The sequence below is a fragment of the Adhaeribacter terrigena genome (genome assembly GCF_016623615.1).
In the GTDB taxonomy this organism is placed as follows: Bacteria; Bacteroidota; Bacteroidia; order Cytophagales; family Hymenobacteraceae; genus Adhaeribacter_A; species Adhaeribacter_A terrigena.
On sequence record NZ_JAEHFX010000007.1, the window covers coordinates 190,251 to 212,067 of the forward strand.

The 21,817-nt window shown below is 44.2% G+C and carries 22 protein-coding genes and 1 other RNA gene; 16 read left to right on the top strand and 7 right to left on the bottom strand.

Translation table 11 applies throughout. From position 1 onward, the window contains the following. The first annotated feature begins 5 nt into the window (after positions 1–5). The 3 genes from I5M27_RS14025 (at position 6) to I5M27_RS14035 (ending at position 3,705) form a co-directional block, all read left to right on the top strand. The gene (locus tag I5M27_RS14025; protein WP_200506946.1) at positions 6–779 is read left to right on the top strand and encodes a WecB/TagA/CpsF family glycosyltransferase; all 774 of its coding nucleotides are present in this window, start codon (positions 6–8) and stop codon (positions 777–779) included. Positions 780–839: 60 nt separating this feature from the next. Further along, positions 840–1,946, top strand: a complete 1,107-nt coding sequence (gene wecB / locus I5M27_RS14030; RefSeq protein ID WP_200506947.1) for a non-hydrolyzing UDP-N-acetylglucosamine 2-epimerase — start codon at positions 840–842, stop codon at positions 1,944–1,946. 364 nt (positions 1,947–2,310) lie between these two features. Further along, positions 2,311–3,705, top strand: coding sequence for an undecaprenyl-phosphate glucose phosphotransferase (locus I5M27_RS14035; RefSeq protein WP_200506948.1), 1,395 nt, complete (start codon positions 2,311–2,313; stop codon positions 3,703–3,705). Between the two features lie 404 nt (positions 3,706–4,109). Here I5M27_RS14035 and I5M27_RS14040 read toward each other — a convergent pair whose 3' ends face one another. The 5 genes from I5M27_RS14040 to I5M27_RS14060 form a co-directional block, all read right to left on the bottom strand. Next, the gene (locus I5M27_RS14040; protein WP_200506949.1) at positions 4,110–5,144 is read right to left on the bottom strand and encodes an OmpA family protein; all 1,035 of its coding nucleotides are present in this window, start codon (positions 5,142–5,144) and stop codon (positions 4,110–4,112) included. A 235-nt stretch (positions 5,145–5,379) separates the two neighbouring features. Beyond that, positions 5,380–6,072, bottom strand: a complete 693-nt coding sequence (locus tag I5M27_RS14045) for an outer membrane beta-barrel protein (RefSeq protein WP_200506950.1) — start codon at positions 6,070–6,072, stop codon at positions 5,380–5,382. 492 nt (positions 6,073–6,564) lie between these two features. Continuing rightward, positions 6,565–6,933: a transfer-messenger RNA gene (ssrA, locus tag I5M27_RS14050) on the bottom strand. Positions 6,934–7,157: 224 nt separating this feature from the next. Next, entirely contained in the window at positions 7,158–7,364 is a 207-nt protein-coding gene (locus tag I5M27_RS14055) for a helix-turn-helix domain-containing protein (RefSeq protein ID WP_200506951.1), read from the bottom strand. Between the two features lie 2 nt (positions 7,365–7,366). Then, a complete protein-coding gene (locus I5M27_RS14060; RefSeq protein ID WP_200506952.1) occupies positions 7,367–7,933 on the bottom strand; it encodes a DUF2975 domain-containing protein in 567 nt (188 codons plus the stop codon). Between the two features lie 223 nt (positions 7,934–8,156). Here I5M27_RS14060 and I5M27_RS14065 point away from each other — a divergent pair, with 223 nt between their 5' ends. From I5M27_RS14065 to I5M27_RS14105, 9 genes are all read left to right on the top strand, one after another. Then, positions 8,157–9,314 carry a DNA polymerase III subunit gamma/tau gene (locus I5M27_RS14065; RefSeq protein ID WP_200506953.1) on the top strand — a complete coding sequence of 386 codons (1,158 nt, stop codon included), beginning with the start codon at positions 8,157–8,159 and terminating at the stop codon, positions 9,312–9,314. A gap of 68 nt (positions 9,315–9,382) precedes the next feature. Then, complete coding sequence (locus I5M27_RS14070; RefSeq protein ID WP_200506954.1) at positions 9,383–10,033, top strand: hypothetical protein; 651 nt, start codon at positions 9,383–9,385, stop codon at positions 10,031–10,033. Positions 10,034–10,801: 768 nt separating this feature from the next. Next, positions 10,802–11,212 carry a 6-pyruvoyl trahydropterin synthase family protein gene (locus I5M27_RS14075; protein ID WP_200506955.1) on the top strand — a complete coding sequence of 137 codons (411 nt, stop codon included), beginning with the start codon at positions 10,802–10,804 and terminating at the stop codon, positions 11,210–11,212. Further along, on the top strand, positions 11,172–11,861 hold the full coding sequence (gene folE, locus I5M27_RS14080) for a GTP cyclohydrolase I FolE (protein ID WP_394369086.1): 690 nt from the start codon (positions 11,172–11,174) through the stop codon (positions 11,859–11,861). The genes I5M27_RS14075 and folE overlap by 41 nt, the downstream gene beginning before the upstream one ends. A gap of 106 nt (positions 11,862–11,967) precedes the next feature. After that, entirely contained in the window at positions 11,968–12,885 is a 918-nt protein-coding gene (locus tag I5M27_RS14085) for a TIGR01777 family oxidoreductase (RefSeq protein WP_200506956.1), read from the top strand. A gap of 258 nt (positions 12,886–13,143) precedes the next feature. After that, positions 13,144–13,473, top strand: a complete 330-nt coding sequence (locus I5M27_RS14090) for an ArsR/SmtB family transcription factor (RefSeq protein ID WP_200506957.1) — start codon at positions 13,144–13,146, stop codon at positions 13,471–13,473. A gap of 122 nt (positions 13,474–13,595) precedes the next feature. After that, on the top strand, positions 13,596–14,156 hold the full coding sequence (locus tag I5M27_RS14095; RefSeq protein ID WP_200506958.1) for an ArsI/CadI family heavy metal resistance metalloenzyme: 561 nt from the start codon (positions 13,596–13,598) through the stop codon (positions 14,154–14,156). Further along, a complete protein-coding gene (locus tag I5M27_RS14100; protein WP_200506959.1) occupies positions 14,157–14,570 on the top strand; it encodes an arsenate reductase ArsC in 414 nt (137 codons plus the stop codon). Further along, positions 14,567–15,208: an MIP/aquaporin family protein gene (locus tag I5M27_RS14105; protein WP_200506960.1), complete on the top strand. Its 642-nt coding sequence runs from the start codon at positions 14,567–14,569 to the stop codon at positions 15,206–15,208. Before I5M27_RS14100 ends, I5M27_RS14105 begins: the two co-directional genes overlap by 4 nt. 79 nt (positions 15,209–15,287) lie before the next feature. Here I5M27_RS14105 and I5M27_RS14110 read toward each other — a convergent pair whose 3' ends face one another. Together I5M27_RS14110 and I5M27_RS14115 are read right to left on the bottom strand one after the other, a co-directional pair. Next, complete coding sequence (locus I5M27_RS14110) at positions 15,288–16,130, bottom strand: pseudouridylate synthase (protein WP_317193602.1); 843 nt, start codon at positions 16,128–16,130, stop codon at positions 15,288–15,290. Positions 16,131–16,159: 29 nt separating this feature from the next. Continuing rightward, entirely contained in the window at positions 16,160–18,505 is a 2,346-nt protein-coding gene (locus I5M27_RS14115; RefSeq protein WP_200506961.1) for a penicillin-binding protein 1A, read from the bottom strand. Positions 18,506–18,797: 292 nt separating this feature from the next. On the opposite strand from I5M27_RS14115, the gene I5M27_RS14120 reads away from it, so the two are divergent. The 4 genes from I5M27_RS14120 (at position 18,798) to I5M27_RS14135 (ending at position 21,799) form a co-directional block, all read left to right on the top strand. Further along, a complete protein-coding gene (locus I5M27_RS14120) occupies positions 18,798–19,583 on the top strand; it encodes a class I SAM-dependent methyltransferase (RefSeq protein ID WP_200506962.1) in 786 nt (261 codons plus the stop codon). Between the two features lie 9 nt (positions 19,584–19,592). Beyond that, positions 19,593–19,907, top strand: a complete 315-nt coding sequence (locus tag I5M27_RS14125; protein WP_200506963.1) for a hypothetical protein — start codon at positions 19,593–19,595, stop codon at positions 19,905–19,907. Positions 19,908–19,932: 25 nt separating this feature from the next. Continuing rightward, a complete protein-coding gene (locus tag I5M27_RS14130) occupies positions 19,933–20,796 on the top strand; it encodes a UbiA family prenyltransferase (protein WP_200506964.1) in 864 nt (287 codons plus the stop codon). Positions 20,797–20,983: 187 nt separating this feature from the next. Next, on the top strand, positions 20,984–21,799 hold the full coding sequence (locus I5M27_RS14135) for a LiaF transmembrane domain-containing protein (protein ID WP_200506965.1): 816 nt from the start codon (positions 20,984–20,986) through the stop codon (positions 21,797–21,799). The last annotated feature ends 18 nt before the right edge of the window (positions 21,800–21,817 follow it).

Consider the following 21,817-nt stretch of genomic DNA (forward strand, 5'->3'; position numbering starts at 1 on the left):
CATTGATGAAGACAAAAAGAATTAGTATCTGCAATATACCGGTAGATGCATTAACCATGCAGCAAACCCTGGAAATTATTGATACCGCCATAACCAATAATAAACCGGTGCATCATGTGGTTGTGAATGCAGCTAAACTGGTAAATGCCCAGAAAGATGCCAAATTGAAGGAATCTATCGTTAATTGCGATATTATTAATGCCGATGGCCAGGCCATTGTCTGGGCTTCGAGAATATTGAACAATGCCTTGCCCGAACGGGTTGCCGGGATAGACCTGATGGAGAATCTGGTTGCTATGGCAGCTGGAAAAGGCCGAAGAATCTTTTTCCTGGGTGCAAAGGAAGAAATAGTAAAAAAGGTTGTTGAAAAATACACAGCTACCTATGGAAGCTCCATTATTGGCGGGTACAGAAACGGCTATTTTAAAAAGGAAGATGAATCTGAAATAGCCAAGCAAATCGCTGCTTCCAAGTCAGACATCCTTTTTGTAGCAATCAGCTCTCCTAAAAAAGAAATTTTTCTGGATACTTATAAAGCTGAAATCAATATGCCTTTTATTATGGGGGTTGGAGGCAGTTTCGACGTGGTATCCGGACTTGTGAAGCGTGCACCCTTATGGATGCAGAAATCAGGTTTGGAATGGTTTTACAGAACCTTGCAGGAACCAGGACGGATGTGGAAACGGTATTTATTTACCAATACCGAATTTCTGTATTTATTGATGAAAGCGAAAACGAAGCAATTACTCGTAAAACAACCGGAAACGATAGAAGCATAATTACATTCTTTTTCATTCCGGATTCCTTAAATTGATTTCCCTATTGTAAGAACTTATCAAATGAAGATTACTATCATAGCTGGCGCCAGACCTAATTTCATGAAAATAGCGCCCATCATTGAAGCCATCGCGACGGCATCTGAACAAGGTGCAGAAATCAACTATCGGCTGGTGCATACGGGGCAGCATTACGATAAAAAAATGAGCCAGGATTTCTTCGAACAATTGGGAATTCCGGAGCCTCATGCAAACCTGGAGGCCGGAGGCGGTACTCAGGCTGAGCAAACGGCAAACATTATGGTGCGTTTTGAGCAAGAACTTTTGGCTAATCCGGCCGATCTGGTGCTGGTAGTTGGAGATGTTACATCTACGATGGCCTGCTCGATAGTAGCAAAAAAATTAAACACGAAAGTTGCTCATGTAGAAGCAGGCATTCGTTCCGGCGATATGACCATGCCAGAAGAAATAAACCGGATTGTAACAGATTCGATAACAGACTATTTCTTTACTACTTCCGAAGTGGCTAATAATAACCTGCGAAATAGCGGGATTAATGAGGATCGAATCTTTTTCGTGGGAAATACAATGATTGATACCTTACTGAAGCAGATGCCGAACTTTAAACAACCAGAAATCTGGAAACGGGCATCACTTGAGCAAGGTCAATATTTTGTTCTTACCCTTCATCGTCCTGCCAATGTAGATCAGGATCAGCAATTAAAAGTTTTGCTCCAGGAAATAGTAAATTTAAGCCAGGGATTGCCCATAGTTTTTCCGGTACATCCCCGAACTGCTACAATGTTATCGAAAATTGGGGTTGAAGCGCCTAATTTACATCTGATCGAGCCTCTGAGTTATTTGGAGTTTAACTATCTGGTTCAAAAAGCCAAAGCCGTAGTTACAGATTCGGGAGGAATAACGGAAGAAACAACGGTAATGGGCATACCATGTTTAACCTTACGCGAAAGTACCGAAAGACCAGAGACCTGCACAATTGGAACAAATGAACTTTTAGGCACCGACCCGAATGCACTTCAGCCAGCAATGGAAAAATTATTTAGTGGCAACTGGAAAAAAGGGCAGATCCCGGAATTATGGGACGGGAAAACATCCCAAAGATTAATTAAACACCTGTTGAATTTAATCGAACCCGAGCTGGTTGCGTAATTTTTTATACATTCCAGCCCTTTCCTATCCCAAAGAAAGTAATATTTTAATCTGATCAATCTGAATTCATTCTATCCTAAAATAAATTGCTGCTCTAAAATAGACCTGTAAATATAAACAAGCCTTAAAGAATATAATGTTCATTTTAATATGAAGGGTAAAGCTTCCTTTTGTTGACTTTTCTATTAATTAATAAAATAAAAAAGGGTAATATCTATTGTTTTCATTTATCTTTGCAGGCTTCATATTGATTCAGGGTTGTTATATCTCTCCGCTACAAAGACCTTATTATGAAAGCATAACAACTTGGCTGGAAGACTTGGTTGTTTGGATCATCAGCTTTTATTATAGTATTCGTACTTAAATGACTATCCGATATACTGCATTCTCGAAGGCTTTAAACCTGTTCACAGATTTTTTTCTGCTGAACCTTAGCCTGTATACATGCTTTGTAATTCAAAACCCGGATAAGCTTTGGGAAAACGTATCGGAAAATTACCATGTCCGATTTCTGCTGGTAAACATCATGTGGTTTATCAGTGCTACACTCAATAACCTGTATGAAGATATTTTCAAGCGTGACAGTATACCTACCATAAAACTTTCGATCCAGTCACTGGTCCTTTTTATTTTCCTTGTAATTGTACAACGGATAGCCCTACCCTATGAAAGATTTCCGGCGACTTTACTAGTTGCTTTTTTCATTTTATTCAGTACCCTGGTTCTGGGCTGGAAAACGGTATTCCTTTTGATCCGGAAACCCAGACGCTGGTCGTTGGTGAAATTCAAGAAAATTGTAATTATTGGTGCAGGCAGCCTGGGAGTGGATGTTTACAATTACATTAACAAAAACAGGCAACTCGGTTACGAAGTGGCTGGTTTTTTTGATGACCATATTCCAGCTATGCCAAACATTAACCCCATATTGGGAAAGATAAATGAATGCCTGGATTATGTAGAAAAAAATAACATTGCGGAAGTTTATTGTGCGCTTCCCGATATTGCATACGACAAGGTTTTAGCACTGGTGGAAGAAGCGGATAAACGGTTGATCCGGATTAAACTTGTGCCCGATGTAAAGGATTATTTTAAAAATCATTACATGGTAGAGCTTTACGGGCACTTACCTGTACTTACGCCGCGGCGCGAACCATTGGAAGACAAAGCAAACGAAATTATAAAACGAGTCTTCGATATCGCTTTTTCTTTAGCGGTAACCGTATTTCTGCTTAGCTGGCTCGTGCCTTTAATTGCAATTATTATAAAACTGGATTCTAAAGGCCCGGTATTTTTTAAACAGCTCCGCTCCGGCAAAGATAATAAACCGTTTTATTGCTTAAAATTCAGAAGCATGGCGGTAAACTTCGATGCTGATAAAAAGCAGGCAACCCGCAATGATTCCCGGATCACCCGGGTAGGCGCTTTTCTTCGAAAATCCAGTATCGATGAGCTTCCGCAGTTTATTAATGTGCTCTTCGGCGATATGTCGGTGGTAGGGCCTCGACCGCATATGCTCAAGCATACAGAAGACTATTCGCAGGTAATAGACAAATACATGGTGCGTCATTTTCTGATTCCAGGCATTACCGGCTGGGCTCAGATCAATGGATTGCGGGGAGAAACGGACGAAAATGAATACATGGAAAAGCGGGTTAACGCTGACATCTGGTACCTGGAAAACTGGTCTTTGCTACTAGACCTGAAAATTATTGTACTTACCGCCTGGCAGACGGTCCGGGGAAATGAAAAGGCTTTTTAATTGCCGGTTTCCATATGAATTACACTGCCGTTTATTTCCGATCCATCTCTATAAATAAGTAAGCTTCTTTACAGTTCATCATCCGTTTTTCATGTGAGAAAGCATCCTGACATTGCTTGAAGCTTACAGCAATGTAGCCAGGCTGAAAACAGGAAACTGTGAGCAATGCTTATTAATTGCAAGAAACAAAACCATTATCCAATTCTGAAAAACGCTATAGGTTTAAGGCAAAAAAGTGCCTTCCTTTTTTATAACCGGATAATTCATAATAACCGGATAATTCATAACTGTAGTTTTACAGGTAAAAACCATAGCATTTTACCTTTATTACCGTAAACCTGATCGCAAAAAAAAGATCCGAAACAGGCAGTTTCGGATCTTTAATAAGGGGAAGCAAGGTAGTTTTAAATAACCGGTTTTATTATTACTACCCTGTTTTGGGCCCGGCCTTCTTCCGTTTTATTAGAATGCATTGGCTTGCTGGAACCGTAGCCTTTTGTAGTTAACCGCGAAGGTTCAATTCCTTTCGAAACCAAGTAATCTTTAATCGTATTGGCCCGAAGCTCCGACAACTCCTGATTCCAGTGACTGGGCCCGGTTATATCGGCATGCCCTTCTATTACAAAGGTGTTCTGCTCTTTCTTCAACAAATCGGCAATGTTATCTAACACCCGCGAAGAACCGGTTTTCAGGGTAGCAGAATTCAGATCGAACTGAATGATCTTACCGTAGGTCTGTAATACTTTTTCCCGGACCTGCTTTTTAGAAATTGCACCCGCCGAGGCATTTACGTCTTTTACAATGGTGGTAATGCCTTTCTTTTTCAGGTTCGCACTGAAAGCATTGGCTTGGGCCGGCTTGGTAAAATTACCAGCATAAACCCGGTGCATTTTTTTACCATTCACAATTTCCTCTTCTACAGAAACGGCTGCGCCGGGATCAAGGGCTTTAATTTTATCGGCCAGGCTTTTGGCATTGGCCTCCGTAGAAAACACCCCTGCCTGTACCGCAAATCGGGCACCGGCTGGTTTAGAAACGAATGATTCTCCGGCAAAAGCCAACGGCGCATTTCTCTGACCGGCTTCTAAGTTTGTGGTCAGCTCTTTTAATTTAGTTTCCGATTGTGCCAGTGCCACCTGAAGCTGGTCCTTTTCACTTTGCAGGATTTTAAAATCTGATTGCAAAATATTCAGCAAAGAATCTTTTTTTTCCAGCTCCTTTATATATCCCGACAACTTAATAAGGTCTTCTTCTTTATAGGTTAATTCGCCCTGAGAATTGCGGGCTTCTAACTTTTTAATGTATTCTGAAAGTTTTATTAATTCCTCATCGGTGTAATTATTTACAGCTTTTGTAGGGTCGTTATTTTTTTTCCCCTGCGAATAGCCATAAAATTGGGCACAGAAAAAAAAGATCATTAAAGGAATTATCTTTTTCATTTTCTTGACATGAAGTGATGAAAGTTTATGTAACCGGGTCTTTCTACCCAGGATTAATAAAACACAAATACAAAAGCGGTAGAATTGTATTTGTAAAGCAACAGGGTTTTAGTAACGGAAAATAAAAAGCGTGGAAAAATGTTTGCCCGCTACTAAAACCACCTGGTAAACACGAAAAAAAACCTAAGAAACTAATAACTTAAAAATCAGATTATGGGAATTCCACCCCAGAAGACTATCGGCCCATAATCCGGTTAAGATGATCTACAGCAGATTCTGTCTGGCTATTTCTGAATCGCCCGCCATATAATTTAGAACCGCCGAATTTATAGATAACGCTTATGGAGTGTTGCTTATAGCTGGTAGCCCCGCCACTAAAGCTAAATTTACCCATTGACTCCAGGTTAACCCCTATTTTATTCGTAACCCACATATTGGCACCAAATCCTAAATGGTTGTACCAAATATCTTTTTTAAGGGAACTAAAGTCTTTTTTGGGTCCAAGGGAAGTGAAACCGTACCCGCCCCCTACATAAGGATCGAACCACTTTGTAGGGCCAAACAGGTAGTTCAGATCGAATTTAGCGGTAGCATCAACTGCATAGAAAAGCTGGGTTGTTTTGTTAACTTCCAGATTAACCTGCTTGCCGGCTTTATATTTGTTATAAGAACCATTTAACTGAACGCTTAAGCCCTTGTAAATGTGTTTTTCAACAAATAATTTAGAAGGTACAGGCATAATATTCCAGTTATTCCCTATCCGCAACGGTTCTCTTAATTCCGTTCCGGAATCGTCAACCCCGTTTATTCCTAATCCGACGATCCAAAATCTTCTTACTTCATAGTTTACTTTCCCACGTTGAGCAAGTGCGTTACCCATACTGACAATGCATAGCAAAGCAGCAACGGCAAGTTTTAAGTAGTTCATTTTTAATGAATTAAATTAGCAGAATATCAGACAATAAACAATAGGATGTTATGTTCTTTAAGTTTACAAGAGTACATATATTTTTTAAATTTACCAACAAATAACACAACTTAATTAATCATCTCATTATCAGGAATATAAATCGATTTTTAGGATGTCTTTTCTACGCTTTAGCTTCTACATAAAATCACAATCTTTCCTAAGCCAGATTCTATATAAACCATAAATCAATATTTATTTAGTACAATTAATCCAATTCATTTTATTTCCAGTAATCTTCAGAAAGGATTGCATAAATAGCAGTTAGCATACTGGTGCTTTACGAAGATACAGGCTTAAATCTGCACCTGTATTTAAGATCTAACCTGGGGCCGGCTAGGTGAAAAGAGCGGCGTTATAAAGTAAAAAACGCTATGGTTCGAGGCTGAAAAAGTGCGGGCATAAAAAAACCGCTACCAGATTTCTTGCAAAACCCGATAGCGGAAAAAAAATTGGTGGAGATGCAGGGATTCGAACCCTGGTCCAGACAAGGAAACCCTCGTGCCTTCTACATGCTTAGTTTCCAGTTAATTTTCGAATAAGCCCAGGCTGGATCAAACCTATGAACTTACCTTATCTGCTTTATTTCGCCCGAAAGCCGCAGTCTCCTTCAGACTAGTTCTACATTTCGATGCCCCTGATGCAAGCGCGGTAAAACGGCGCTCTTGCGGGACAATGGCTAATGCGTAATACCTAGATTAGGCAGCCATGGCGTAGTTATATTCGCCAGTTATTGTTCGAAAGGATTTTTAACAGGAGGTCCTATCAACTCCCGACATGCTTACACGGAATCTGCTCAAGCTGTCAATTCCGGTCATCCCCATAAATTAAAGAACGTTGCACCTTTTCAGCACAAGTCTGCAAAGATACTTTTTTCAATCAGAACTATAACGTTTTTTTAGGGGTAAATAGTTTCAAGTTTTTCGTTTGCGTTTGAAGATTAAAAGTCTCCCTTAGCCGGGGTTAGGGAAAGATTTTTACATTCTCCGATAATTTGATCCAATATGCGTGCCCCTCCCCCTACCCTTCCAAAGGGGACAAAAAATCTACTCACTCCTATATTCCAGAATATCGCCCGGCTGGCAATCTAATTCCTTGCAAATAGCTTCCAGCGTAGAAAACCGGATGGCTTTGGCTTTGCCGTTTTTCAGGATGGAAATATTGGCCATGGTGATACCCACTTTCTCCGCAATCTCCGTTACCGACATTTTTCGTTTGGCCAGCATGACGTCTAAATTAATAATGATCGGCATATTCAGACGGTAAGTTGTTCTTCTTCGTAAAGGCGGTTGCCTTCTTTAAAAATTTCGGCTAAGATATAGGAAGCCAGCATGAGCACCAGCGTACTAAAGCTGAAATCGAAACTGAAATGCCCTGTATTTCCGGCCGCAACAAAAGTAAAACTCGATACGATGAAAATCCAGAGTAAATAACCCGCAATTTTCTGAAAGGATCTTACATTCTGCTCCCGGAAAGTTTGCACCAGTTTCACTGCTTTTATCACTTTTAGAAATTCCTGTACCACCAGGATCCATAAAACCAGTTGCGCCAACATCTGAATATATATTATATAAACCGAAAAAGGCTGCAGCTGGCTCACCATAAAGGTGCGGGTATCATCCATTTCTGAGGCAGCCGTATGAATAGGATTGCTTATACTAAGCTTTCCCAGAGGGCCGGAGAATTTCCAATCGTCATAACTTGCCGGATCTAACTGCCATTGAACAACATAATAGGTTAGTAATAAGATCAACCCAACCTGAAAGGCTTGCATAAGGCGACAGCAGACCATTGCCCAGAAAAGTAGTTTATTGCGTTCCATAATGTTTACGTATGTTTTTTTTACAAACATAAGAAACTAAATTGTAAAAACAATATTTATTTATCGTTTATCAATAATTATTTATCCCAAAGAGATAATAGTATACTTTTCAAGTATAAATATATAGCGTTTTCAATCTGAAATCTTCTTGCCAGGCGAACTGCTCCAAACTCTTAAAACAATCCAATTGCCATTCTAAAGCTGAAGCCGTATCTTTGTAATGATGGAAAATTTTGTTGTTTCGGCGCGGAAATACCGGCCAAGTACGTTCGATAGTGTAGTTGGGCAACGCCACATTACCACCACGTTAAAAAACGCGATCACCAATAACCACTTGGCACAGGCATTTTTATTCTGCGGACCAAGGGGTGTGGGTAAAACTACCTGCGCGCGAATTTTAGCCAAAACCATCAATTGTACGAACCTTACGCCCGAAACCGAAGCTTGTAACCAGTGCGAATCGTGCGTGAGTTTCAACAACAATGCCTCGTTCAATGTGCACGAACTCGATGCGGCTTCCAACAACTCGGTTGAAGATATTCGTAATCTCGTGGAACAGGTTCGGTACGCGCCGCAAACCGGAAAGTACAAAATCTACATCATCGATGAGGTGCACATGCTTTCGAATTCGGCTTTCAACGCCTTCCTGAAAACGCTGGAAGAACCGCCGAGCTACGCCATTTTCATTCTGGCTACTACAGAACGCCACAAAATTATCCCCACCATCCTATCGCGTTGCCAGATCTTCGATTTTAACCGGATCCGGATCGATGATATGGTGAAGCATTTGCAGGGAATTGCGGGTAAAGAAAACATTCAGGCCGAACCCGATGCGCTGCATTTGGTAGCCCAGAAAGCCGACGGTGCACTACGCGATGCGTTGAGTATTTTTGACCAGCTCGTTACGTTTTCCGGCAGCAATATCACCTATAAATCGGCGGTAGATAACCTGCACATTTTAGATTACGATTATTACTTCAAACTCACCGATTATTTACTGACCGAAAACCTTTCGGGCGCTTTGCTTCTGTTCGATGAAGTGCTGAAAAAAGGCTTCGATTCACATAATTTCGTGATCGGCATTGGCGAGCATTTCCGCGGATTACTGGTTTGCAAGGATAACGCCACGGTACAATTGCTCGAGGTTTCGGATAATATAAAAGCCAAATACGCTGAACAAGCCAATAAAGCGCCGCTGTCGTTCTTGCTTTCCGGCCTCAACATTGTTGCCACCTGCGATCAGCATTTTAAAGCCAGTAAAAACCAGCGCCTGCACGTAGAACTGGCGCTTATGAAACTGGCTTATCTGAACGCGGCAGTTCAATTTGCAGCTTCCGGAGTGGCGGAGGGCGCCGCAAAAAAGCTGATGCCGGTAGCGTAAAACCTGCCGGCTCCCCTGCGCACCACGTAACTTCTTCGGCTACAGCTTTAGAACCCGGCGGCGATAAATTGCCGCCCGCGCCTTACGTGCCCAAAGGTTCTACAGAAGATCCTTCAGCTGTTGCCAGCACTTTTTCGGACCAAAACCCTGGCGTTTCAGCTCCGGGCGTGGTTACTGTTTCCGAACCTGTTGCTTCAGAAACTACTTTTGTAAAGCCTGCCATTCATGCGCCTAAAAAAGCGATCGGTAAGTTCAGCTTAAGCAGCCTGAAAGAAAAGATCAGTACCGGCAACTTCCAGGAAGAAACTACCGAAGTAGCCGAAGCCGAACTGGACATGCGTCCGGGCCAGCAAAAGCCGATCGAGATGGAAACCTTACGCGCCGCCTGGTTTGCTTTTGCACAGCGTAAAAATCAGGAAGGCCGGGTTTCGGAATACATGATCCTGAACCGCAATTTTGAGCTGCAAAACGGTACCGAAATCCACTTAAAAGTAGATAACCCGGTGCAGGTAGAGCAGTTCAACGACGTAAAAGCCGAACTTCTGGGTGAACTTCGCCGGAAAGTGCAGAACAATAAATTAAACGTGCTCGTGGAATTTGTGGAAGTGGTTGGCGCCAAACGGCTCTACACTTCTATCGATAAATACAATTTCCTGTCCGAGCAATACCCGATTCTAACGGAACTAAAGCAACGTTTAGGCCTGGATACTGACTTTTGATCGCGGATGAAGCGGGTTATTTGATCACGCGGAAAGATATGGGCAGCCTTATTGGGTTGCCCTTTTTCGTTTTTACTATTTTACCTTATCGCACCGATGACTAAAGCAGACGAAAATGAAGTCTGAACACGATTTTTAGGATTTATGGGATGGACAGGATTATTTGTCTGAATTAGGATTTATAGGATTCAGAAATTTAAGGATTATCAATTTCACATGTATATCGCCAGCGCAGCGCCCTTGAAAATCACGCTATCTGAGAGAGTAAACTAAAAAGAAGCCAGCTACGAAGGGAACTGATACCAGTTTCTGTGAGAGCGGCCTCCAAGACTTCCGGTGCCACAGGCAGCCCGCAAGGGCAGGAAGGGTTGCAGCCGCGACCGCAGAAACGAAGCCACCCGGCTCGAGGGAGAAAGTTTAATTAATAATTAAAAATTAATAATTAAGAATTGAAGCCTTCTATGAAAACAGTATCGTTTTAATCATCAAAAGTCAAAAACAACTATCTCATTACCTTAAGTAGATCTCTACTATCGTCGAGATGACCGAAAAAGTCAAGATAACCGAAAGAGAAACGCTATACATTCAAACCAAAAAACTCCGCGAAATCCCAAAATCCCATTAAATCCACGATCAAAACCAAGGTAAATCAACAAGCAAACCGACAAATCAGAAACAAACCCTTACAAATCACAAATTTCCAAAACTACCTTGTATCTTTGTCGTTCGGCTCCGCGTGAACCCGGGCGAAGTATTGGATTAAAAAACATGAAAATAACCGTTTGCCGTAAAGAACATTTTAATGCTGCCCACCGGCTGCATAACCCGGCCTGGACCGAAGCGCAGAATGACGAATTTTTCGGGCTTTGCAATAATCCTAATTTCCACGGGCATAATTACGAGCTGATCGTGAAACTGACCGGCGAGGTGAACGAAGAAACCGGCTACGTCTACGATCTCAAAAAACTCAGCAACCTGGTTTCTGAAGAGATCATTGCGCGCTTCGACCATAAAAACCTGAACCTCGATACCGAAGAATTTCGCACCCTCAACCCTACTGCCGAAAATATTGCCGTTGTAATCTGGAATTTGCTGCGCCCGAAAATTGAGGCCGAACTGGCACTTTCCGTTACCTTATTTGAAACCGAACGAAACTTTGTTGAATACCATGGAGAATAGGGAACTTCACGCCGACGAAACCGGCCACGATCATTTGAGCGCTTCCCAGCAGACCCCGCTCCGCCCCGATGCTTTTGAACTTTCCGACGACGATAAGATCCAGATCATTGAAGGCCATTTTGCCGAAATTATGCACACCCTGGGCCTGGACCTGACCGACGACAGCCTGAAAGGAACGCCGCACCGGGTGGCTAAAATGTACGTGAAAGAGGTTTTTTCCGGCCTCAATCCGAAAAACCGCCCGCACGCCCGATCATTCAGCAACCATTATAATTATAACCAGATGCTGGTGGAACGCAACATTACGCTTTTCTCCTATTGCGAGCATCATTTTGTGCCCATCGTAGGCAAAGCGCACGTAGCTTATATTCCGAACGAACACGTAGTGGGTTTATCGAAACTGAACCGCATTGTGCAATATTACGCCAAACGCCCGCAGGTGCAGGAACGCTTAACCATCCAGATCGCCCACGAACTGAAAAAAGCGCTGCGCACCGATAACGTAGCGGTTTTAATTGAAGCCGACCATTTGTGCGTAATGAGCCGGGGCGTGAACGATATCAGCAGCAACACCATAACCTCCGAATACAGCGGTCTTTTTCAGGAAGCCCAGTACCGCAACGAATTTCTGCATTACCTCGGAAAGTAGTAAACTTTAGAACTTTAAATGACCATGATGGTTATAATGCGTATACTTTAATTTTCCAGTGAATCGTTTAAACCGTTATAGCCCACTTCGCACACAGGCAAAGCAAATGGCAGGAAAAATTTTAATTACCGGCGGCACCGGTTTAGTTGGCACCAGGCTTACCGAAATGCTGATCGATTCGGGTTACGAAGTAGCACACCTGAGCCGGAAACCGAACAATTATTCCCGTTACAAGGCCTTCCGCTGGGATCTGAAACAAAACTACATCGACGACCACGCCATTAACTGGGCCGACTACATCATTAACCTGGCCGGGGCCAGCGTAGGCGACGAAAAATGGACCGAGGAACGCAAAAAAGAGATCCTGAACAGCCGCGTGCAAGGCACCAACCTGCTTTACAACTGCCTGAAAACCACCCCTAACCACGTAAAAGGTTTTCTTTCGGCTTCGGCCATTGGTATTTATGGCAATACCGGTGAGCAACTCATAACCGAAGAGAGCAGCTATGCTTCTGAAGAATTTCTGGCGGAAGTTGCCAGGTACTGGGAAAAAGCGGCCTGGCAAATGCACGAGATCGGAATCCGGACGGTAATTTTCCGTATCGGACTGGTGCTTTCCAATTTAGGCGGCGCATTGCCCCAAATGGCTAAACCGGTTAAAATGATGGCCGGCGCCCCCTTAGGATCGGGCAAGCAATACATGAGCTGGATCCACATCGATGACCTTTGCCGGTTGTTCATTAAAGCCATTGAAGAACAGCAATTTAGCGGAGTTTACAATGCTGTAGCGCCGCACCCGGTTACGAACCAGGAATTCACCAAAGCCCTGGCCGAAGTCATGCACCGGCCGCTGATCGTGCCTAAAATTCCGGCTTTTGGCCTTAAACTGGTGCTTGGCGAAATGAGCGAAGTGGTTTTAGGGGGTTCACGGGTCAGTTCAGCTAAAGTACAGAACACCGGTTTTACTTTCGAATACAACTCGGTAGAAGAAGCGCTCGAATCTTTTTATCACCAGGAAGCTTAGTTTCATTTCAAAAAACGGTATTGTTTACAGGCTTGAAACTGTGGCCTGCTGCTTTCGGGTAAAAAAAACGGTAGGGTTTAAAGCCTAAAAAGTGCTGTTCCGGAAAAATCTTTTAAAAACGGTATCTATTTCAGCTCAAAAAGTCTGTTATACAACTGTCACTACAAGCCTTAAAAGCCTTTTTTGAAAAATATTTCAGAAAAGGCTTTCCTTTTTATCTTTATCATCGTAATATTGCAATGAACAAATGATAAAAACATGGGCGCTACTAAAACCGATCATTTCACCCTACAGCAAAACGAACTGGCCAGCTTAGCCAAAGCCCTGGGCCATCCGGCCCGCATTGCTATTCTGGAGGTACTGCTAAAACTGGATAGCTGCATTTGCGGCGATATTGTGAATGAGCTTCCGCTGGCCCAACCCACGGTTTCGCAGCATTTAAAAGAACTGAAAACTGCCGGCCTCATAAAAGGAAATATCGAAGGAAACTCCATTTGCTATTGCATCGATGCCGAAAACTGGAATAAATACAAAGAGTTGCTTTCGGCTTTTTTCGGGCAGCTGGCGCTTAAAACCAATTGCTGCTAAAAATCTTTACTGTCATCCTGAGCCTGCGAAGGATTTATGTAGGCGCAGTTTTCGAGATAGTTTGCTCCTAAAGTCGGGACGACATCAGAATTTGATTTTCAAATCTTTAAATTATAAAAGCCATGAACCAGAACGTATTTCCAAGAATGCACGTGAGCTTATATGTAAGCAACCTTGCCAAAACTGTAGACTTCTACACCGCATTTTTTGGTCAGGAAGCTGTTAAAATCAAGCCCGGTTACGCCAAATTTGTGCTCGATAAGCCTTCGCTTATCATTTCGTTTGTAGAAAATCCCGGTCGCGTACAAAGCAATTTCGGGCATTTAGGTTTTCAGGTAGAAACGGTAGCCGAACTGGAAGAAAAACTGGTTGCAGCCCGCGAAAAAAACCTGGTAGCCAAAGAAGAAATGGGCACCAACTGCTGCTACGCCAAACAAGATAAATTCTGGGCTACCGATCCGGACGGCGTGCAATGGGAAGTATACTATTTCCACGAAGACGCTGAATTCAACGATCCGCATTACGAAACCGCCGCTGCCGAAGCCTGCTGCCTTGCTCCTGCGCAATCTACCATAGAAATCACCAATGCTGCATCCTGCTGCGAGCCGCTGGAAACTTCGGAAAAACCCAAATTCGATCTCAGCAACCTGATTGCTGGTTCAACCAGAAACAACTGCTGCTAAATGAAAAAGATCTTAGTGCTCTGCACCGGCAACAGTTGCCGTAGCCAGCTTGCCGAAGGCTACTTACGCCATTTCGCCAACGGTAAAGCCGAAGTTTACAGCGCCGGCATCGAAACGCACGGCGTAAACCCGCGGGCCATTGCTATTATGAAAGAAGACGGCCTTGATATTTCCGGTCACACGTCCAACAACGTAAACGAATACCAGCACCTCGATTTCGATTTCGTGATAACAGTTTGCGACAATGCCCAGGAAAACTGCCCTTACTTTCCTGGTTTTGCCAAAAAATTCCATTATAATTTCCCCGATCCGGCCAAAGCTACCGGTTCTGAAGAAGAGATCATGGCGCAATTCCGGAGCGTGCGCGAACAGATAAAAGAATATTGCCGGAAGTTTGTAACCGAGAATTTGTGAAAAGTTATTTAGCGGAATTCATCGGCACTTTTACGCTGGTTTTCTTTGCCGCTGGTTCAGCCCTGGTAGATGCACAAACGAACGGCGCAGTGAGTTTAATTGGTTGCGCTACGGCTTCCGGGTTGATTGTAACGGCCATGATTTATACTTTCGGCAATGTATCCGGGGCCCATATCAATCCGGCAGTTACGATTGGTTTTTCTATGGCGGGCTTATTCGATAAAAAAGAAATACTCCCGTACGTTGGCAGCCAGTTAGCAGGAAGTTTAGCCGCCGGTTTAACTTTAAAGTTACTTTTCCCGGCAAGTCAAAACATGGGGGCTACTTTTCCCGCCGGCGAAGTGATGCAATCTTTCATATTAGAAATTATCCTCACGTTTCTGCTCATGCTGGTTATTCTGCATACTTCGCAGGGCATTAAAGAAATACAGCAACTGGCCGGTTTTATTATTGGCGGGATGGTTTTACTAGAAATTATTTTTGCCGGCCCTATTTCCGGCGGTTCCATGAACCCGGCCCGTAGCTTCGGACCAGCCCTGGCAGCAGGAAATATTACTACGCTCTGGATTTATTTTCTGGCGCCGGTTCTGGGTGCTGGCTTGGCAACGTTTGCCTGGAAGATCACAAAGGCAGATTGAGGTTACTTTTCCCGCTCAAAACCATAGCGTTTTTAACTAAAAAGCCTGCTTAATGGAGCAGGCTTTTTCTGTTTTATGGTTATGCCACTGCTTCCATTCTACCGGCTTTGCTTTCCGGCTTCTTATCAATTGCAATTCCAGCCAGCATATGCGCCAAAACCGGGGCGCACTTTTCGTGGCAGGCGGGATAAAAATGACCATGTTTCCAGAAAGCCGATTTAGGCGATAAGCCCCACCAGAATTCGGCCATGGCCAGTGGTTTTAAACCTTGCTGAAAAGCGTACTGCAGAAGTTTCGGAACGGCACAATCGCCGGCACCAGCTCCGGGCCCTCGGCTGGTATTTTCCCGAAAAACAGTGCGTAAGCTTTTTTCTTCGCCGGCCTGGTTTAAAAACTGATACTGATCAAATAACTTTTCCTGGAGCTTGAGCGAATGCTGCTTACGGATCTGTTTTAACAAAGCAATTTTTCCCGGATCGTTGGCGGCAAAACTTTCCAGCGAAGTTATTTCGGCATTCATTTGGGTAAGTTCCTGCATGCCGGTATTCAGGAAACTTCCCGGTAATAAGCTATCGTAAACGGGCGGCACAAAATTAGCGTGGTGGTAACTGCCGGCTAATTTTCCCGAAAAAGCGGCCAGGAAACCGATCTCATTTTCTTCCGTGCGAACCAGCAACACGCCAAACATTTTCCCGATAATGGTACCCGCTTTTCCTTCTTCCAATCCAAAATTATGCTCCCATTCGGTTTGCACTTTTAAATAACGCTGAAGTTTATTAACGGCCAGCAGGCAAAGCGGATGCGGTGTGTAATTAAATGGATAGGTGAAATTTTCCGGCAACGAATAAGCCGCAATAGGTTCATCGAAAGGAATAAGACAATCGATTCCGAAAGGAATTTGAATGGGTAAGTTCCGTTTCACAATTTCAAAATTAAAAACTGCAAAACGAGTTACGGCACCAAAACCGTTTCTCCTCCTACTTCCGGCTCCACATCCTGGGCATCTTTTAGCTGCAAAGAATCCACTTTTGGTTTCGGAATAAAACTCTGGCACATGTACTTCTTGCGGATCTTCACGGTTGGTTTCGGGAAACGACCGAATTTATAACCCAGGTCCGGATTCTTATATACGTTTTCCATAAAGATACCGAAAACCGGCAGAGCCGTTTTAGAGCCTTCGCCCATAGCCGAGGTCCGGAAGTGAATGCTGCGGTCGTCGCCTCCTACCCAAACACCCGTAATTAGATCCTTGGTTACGCCCACGTACCAGCCATCGGAATGGTTGGAAGTGGTGCCGGTTTTACCGCCCACTTCGTTGCCTTTGCGCCAGCCCAGATCGTATTCCCAGAGCGCCTGCGAAGTTCCGCCCTGCTCTTCCATCCCGCCTTTCAGCATATAGGTCATGAGCCAGGCCGTTTCAGAACTAAGTACTTTTTTCTGCTTCGGCATAAACGTGTGGATCACGTTGCCATTGCGGTCTTCTATGCGGGTTACGTACATAGGTTCGGTGCGGAAACCGTTGTTCATGAATGTGCCGTAAGCCCCAACCAGTTCAAACAGCGAAACATCCGAAGAACCTAAACCAATAGAAGGCACAGCTTGCAACGGACTTTTTATCCCGAGTTTATGAGCGTATTCTGCTACCGTTTGCCAGCCCACTTTTTCGGTTAATTGCGCCGTAATGGAGTTTATTGATTTTCCCATGGCGTGTCGCAAGGTAATATTGGCGCCCGAAAAATGATAATCGGCATTGTGCGGGCTCCAGCTTTTGGCTTCTCCGTTCTCCACATAATTAATAGTTAAACGCTGGTCGCGCATTCGGTCGCAGGGCGCGTAACCTTTATCGATTGCCGTTACATAAACAAAAGGCTTGAACGTAGAACCCGGCTGGCGCTTGGCCTGTTTCACGTGGTCGTACTTAAAGTATTTGAAGTTGATACCCCCCACCCAGGCTTTTATCTGACCCGAATGCGGATCCATGGTTACCATGCCGGCGCGCAGAATGCGTTTGTAATACGCCAGCGAATCCATCGGGCTCATGGTTACCGTTTTCTCCAGGCTGTCGTTGTCCCAGGTAAACACTTTCATCTGGCGCGGCTTATGCAGTTCGGCATTTATGGCGGCCTGGTTGTTGCCGTGTTTATTCTTCAGTGCTTTGTAATATTCGGTGCGCTTCATGCTGGCTTCCAGAAAACCCGGAATTTCCTGGTCTTTATCGTCTACCCACGGATTTTTATCACCCCAGTGGCGCTTGAATTTCTTCTGCAGGTCGCGCATGCGTTTTTCCACAGCCTGCTCGGCCAAAGTCTGCAAACGCGAATCAATGGTGGTATAGATTTTCAGGCCGTCGCGGTACAGATCATAACCATTTTCGGCGCACCATTTTTTTACGTATTCACTCACCGCGCCTCTGAAATAGGTAGCCGGACCATCGTAATGATTTTCCACTTTATAACGGAGCACAATGGGCAAAGCGCTTAAGGAATCGGCCATTTCAGGGGCAATTACCCGGTATTTGGCCATTTGTGCAAGCACAACGTTGCGGCGGCGCAACGAGTTTTCGGGGTTAAAACGCGGACTGTAAGAAGTAGGTGCTTTCAGTAAACCAACCAACACGGCGGCTTCTTCGGTTTTTAAACTATCGGGCGAGGTACCAAAAAAGGTTTTAGCGGCCACCTTTATCCCGAAGGAATTACTGCCGAAATCTACCGTGTTCAGGTACATGGTCAGGATTTCCTGCTTCGAATAATTTTGCTCCAGCTTTACGGCCGTGATCCATTCCTTGGTTTTATTGATGAGCGTGCTGATGCCCGGAATATAACCCAATACACCCTTCGATTTTTCGGTGCGGATTTTATACAGGTTTTTGGCCAGCTGCTGGGTAATGGTAGAACCGCCCCGGTTTTCGCCCTTGGCTACGGCCGCAATTACACTCAGCATGGCTTCCGGATCGATGCCCGAATGGTTGTAAAAACGCACGTCTTCGGTTGCGATCAGGGCTTTGATCAGCATCGGGGAAATTTTCTCGTATTTTACCGGGCTGCGGTTTTCCCGGAAATATTTCCCGATCAGTTTGCCATCTTCGGTATAAAGTTCGGAGGCCAGTTCGGTTCGGGGGTTTTCCAGTTTTTCGAGGCTCGGCGAAGCGCCAAACAGGAAAAGGAAATTGATATCGACGAGGAAAAGGTAAACCAGGAAACCGATCAGGCCGAAAGCAAAAAAACGCCAAAGCCAGTTTACCAGCCGCGCAAATGCTTTTGTAGGTTTTGGAGTACTCGGTTGTGCTTGTTCAGACATTGTAAAAAACCTGCCTCAAATCTGCGCCACTTACCGGCCCGGACAGGAAAAATTTCACAAATATAAATGTTTAAAAGCGGATTTCGCTATTTCCGATTACAGCCTTTTTTGCTTATATTTTCCCGAAACACTATGATTTTCAGCCTGAAAACTAATTTTTATAGCCTTCCCATTTAGCTTGAGGGAAAAAATATTCGTAAACATCTACCCACGCGGGCTTGTTTTGGGAAAACGCTATGGATTTGACGCGAAAAAGTCTTTGATCTTTAATCCTGCTTCTTTTGTCTGAAAAATGAAACGATTTCACCTGTTTGAATGGGAAGACCAAACCTGGTTTCCGGACGTGCTGCGCCGTAACATGACCGATTACCTGCGTTTCATGATCACCAGGCTCGGTATTTACGACCCCGTAGTACCGCATTTAAAAGAAATGCTCGAAAAAACCGGGCAGCGGCAAATCCTGGATCTTTGCTCCGGCGCCGGCGGCGGCCTGGAAACCCTGCAACCCAAGATAAGCGCCGAAATAGGTTTTAACGTGCCGGTAACGCTCACCGATAAATTTCCGAACCTGGAAGCCTGGCAGCAAATTCAAACGGAAAGCAAAAACGCTATCCAATTCGAACCCCAAAGTGTAGATGCCACCAACGTACCCGCAAACCTGACCGGCGTGCGCACGCTTTTTTCTTCTTTCCACCATTTCAAACCCGAAGAGGCGCAGGCAATTTTACAGGATGCTGTGAATAAAAAGCAAGCCATCGGCATTTTTGAAGGTTCCGGTAAACAATACCACGAACTGCTGCTGGCTGGTTTGGTGTTTCCACCCTTAATGCTGGGAATTACGCCTTTTATTCGCCCGTTTAAACTCAGTCGCTTGTTTTTTACGTATCTTATTCCGGCTATTCCGGTTTTCACCTTGTGGGATGGCGTGGTTTCCGTTCTGAGAATGTACAGCCCGGAAATGCTATCGGAAATGACCAAAAAACTCGAAGGCCCGCCCTACGTCTGGAAAACCGGCTACGCCAGACACAAATCCGGCGCGAAAGTTATTTACCTGATCGGCTATCCGGAGGTTAATTAGGAATTAGAAATGGATTTAATGAATGAGGAACAGATTACATCTTGGATTTTTTTAGCATTAGCTTTAGCCTCACAAACTAAGCCAACTGACATTAATGGAATTTCAATGGTTGCTGATGGCATAAATCATGCTGTACCAACACAAGAACAATTACAAGCCTCTATTAGTTGGTTAACAAATCACGATCTCATAGAAAAAGCCGGGAATAAATTTAAATTAACAGAAAAGGGGAAATTATTATCCGAAAGAGCTTCAAATGAAACTAATATTCTTTTAGCGGTTTGGAAAAACCTAGAGTTAGAAATAAAGAATCTGCTACCTTAATCTTCTTTAATTTCAAATCATTAAAATGAACGCCCTGAAACTCATGCGCATCCCGTTTTCGGTATTCCTGATGCCAGTTTTCTGGTTTGCGTTAAGTGCCGCGCCTGTATTCGACTGGCAGAAAGCCGTGGCTGTTTTTCTCATTTTACACGTATTGGTTTACCCGGCCAGCAACGGTTACAACTCCTATTTCGACCGCGACGAAGGCAGCATTGGTGGTTTGAAACATCCGCCTAAAGTAACGCACAGTTTATTTTACCTGGTCGTGGTTTTCGATTTCCTGGCTGTTTTACTTTCGCTGCTTATTTCCATACCGTTTGCGGTTTGCGTGCTGGTTTATTTGTTCGTTTCCAAAGCCTACAGTTACGATAAGATCCGCCTGAAAAAATACCCTTACCTGAGCACCTTTACCGTGGTTTTCTTCCAGGGCGCTTTTACGTTTTTAACGGTGCAGATCGGCAGCGGCGTTCTCTCAGAACACTATTTCAGCGCTCAAAACCTGGTCCTGGCTTTCGTAAGTTCGCTTTTTTTATGCGGCAGTTATCCGCTCACCCAGGTTTATCAGCACGCCGAAGACAAAAAACGCGGCGACGAAACGCTGAGCCTGAAGCTCGGTTTAAAAGGCACGTTTCTATTTTCTGCCATCAGTTTAACCCTGGCCGCCGCTTTATTAATTGCGGAATACTTCTATACCAACCAGCTGAGCAGCATCGTTATCTTTGCAGTTTTTACCGCGCCGGTCATAGCGTTTTTTGCCTGGTGGCAACTCCAGATCCGCAAAAATTCCTTAGCTGTAAATTTCGAAAATACCATGCGCATGAACCAGATCTCCTCCCTTTGCATGAGCGCCGCCTTTCTGCTCATGCTGTTCTGGCCAAAACTATTCTGATTCCCTTTCTAGGCCAGTTTAAAAGTATAGCCTGAAGCCTCCTCAGAATCGGGTCAGAATTATAAAGTGGTTAGTATTTCACCGGAAAAATTCGCTACTTCAACGGTACAAAAAGTACAACCGGCTTTTTCAGGTTTCTATGCCTTTCTTTTCGCCGTACTTTTGAATAAACATTAGCATTACCACTATGAATCAATATCAGGGTCCGCGACGTTCCGGCAAAGTAATGGCAGGCTTGGTACTCCTTGCCGTAGGTGCCATCTTATTACTCAAAAATATCGGTTATTTCTTTCCGGACTGGCTTTTCTCCTGGCCCATGCTGCTCATCGTACTGGGGCTTTTTATAGGTTTCAAACATAATTTCCGGAACCCGGGCGGCGTGATCCTGATCATTCTCGGTTCGCTTTTCCTGGCCAAGAAATTCTTTTACATGAATATTATGTGGGAATACGTCTGGCCCGTTATCATAATGCTTTTTGGCGTTTGGATGATCTTCGGCAAAAGCCGCGGGCGCCATTTTCATCCCCGCGAAGACCTGGAAAAGAACGCTGAAAATGCGGCCTCAAACAGTACAAATTACGAAACAAACCACGGCACAAATTACGGCACTCCGGAAAAGCCTTACGAAAGTCCCAATCCTTATGAAACCGTAACGGCCACCGATGAAGATTACCTCGATACCACTTCCGTTTTCGGCGGCACAAAAAAGCTGATCCTTTCCAAAAATTTTAAAGGTGGCGAAGTGGTTACCGTGATGGGCGGCGCCGAACTGAATTTTTCCCAAGCCGATATCCAGGGCCGGGCCATTTTAGACGTAACCCAGATCATGGGCGGCACCAAGATAATTGTCCCTCCGCACTGGGACGTTAAATCAGAAATGGCTGCCATCCTGGGCGGCATCGACGACAAACGAATGATCCAGCCCGCCGGCGTAGACCCCAACAAAGTGCTCATAATAAAAGGCACTTCCATTCTGGGTGGCATCGATATCCGCAGTTATTAATAATTGGCATTTGGTTGC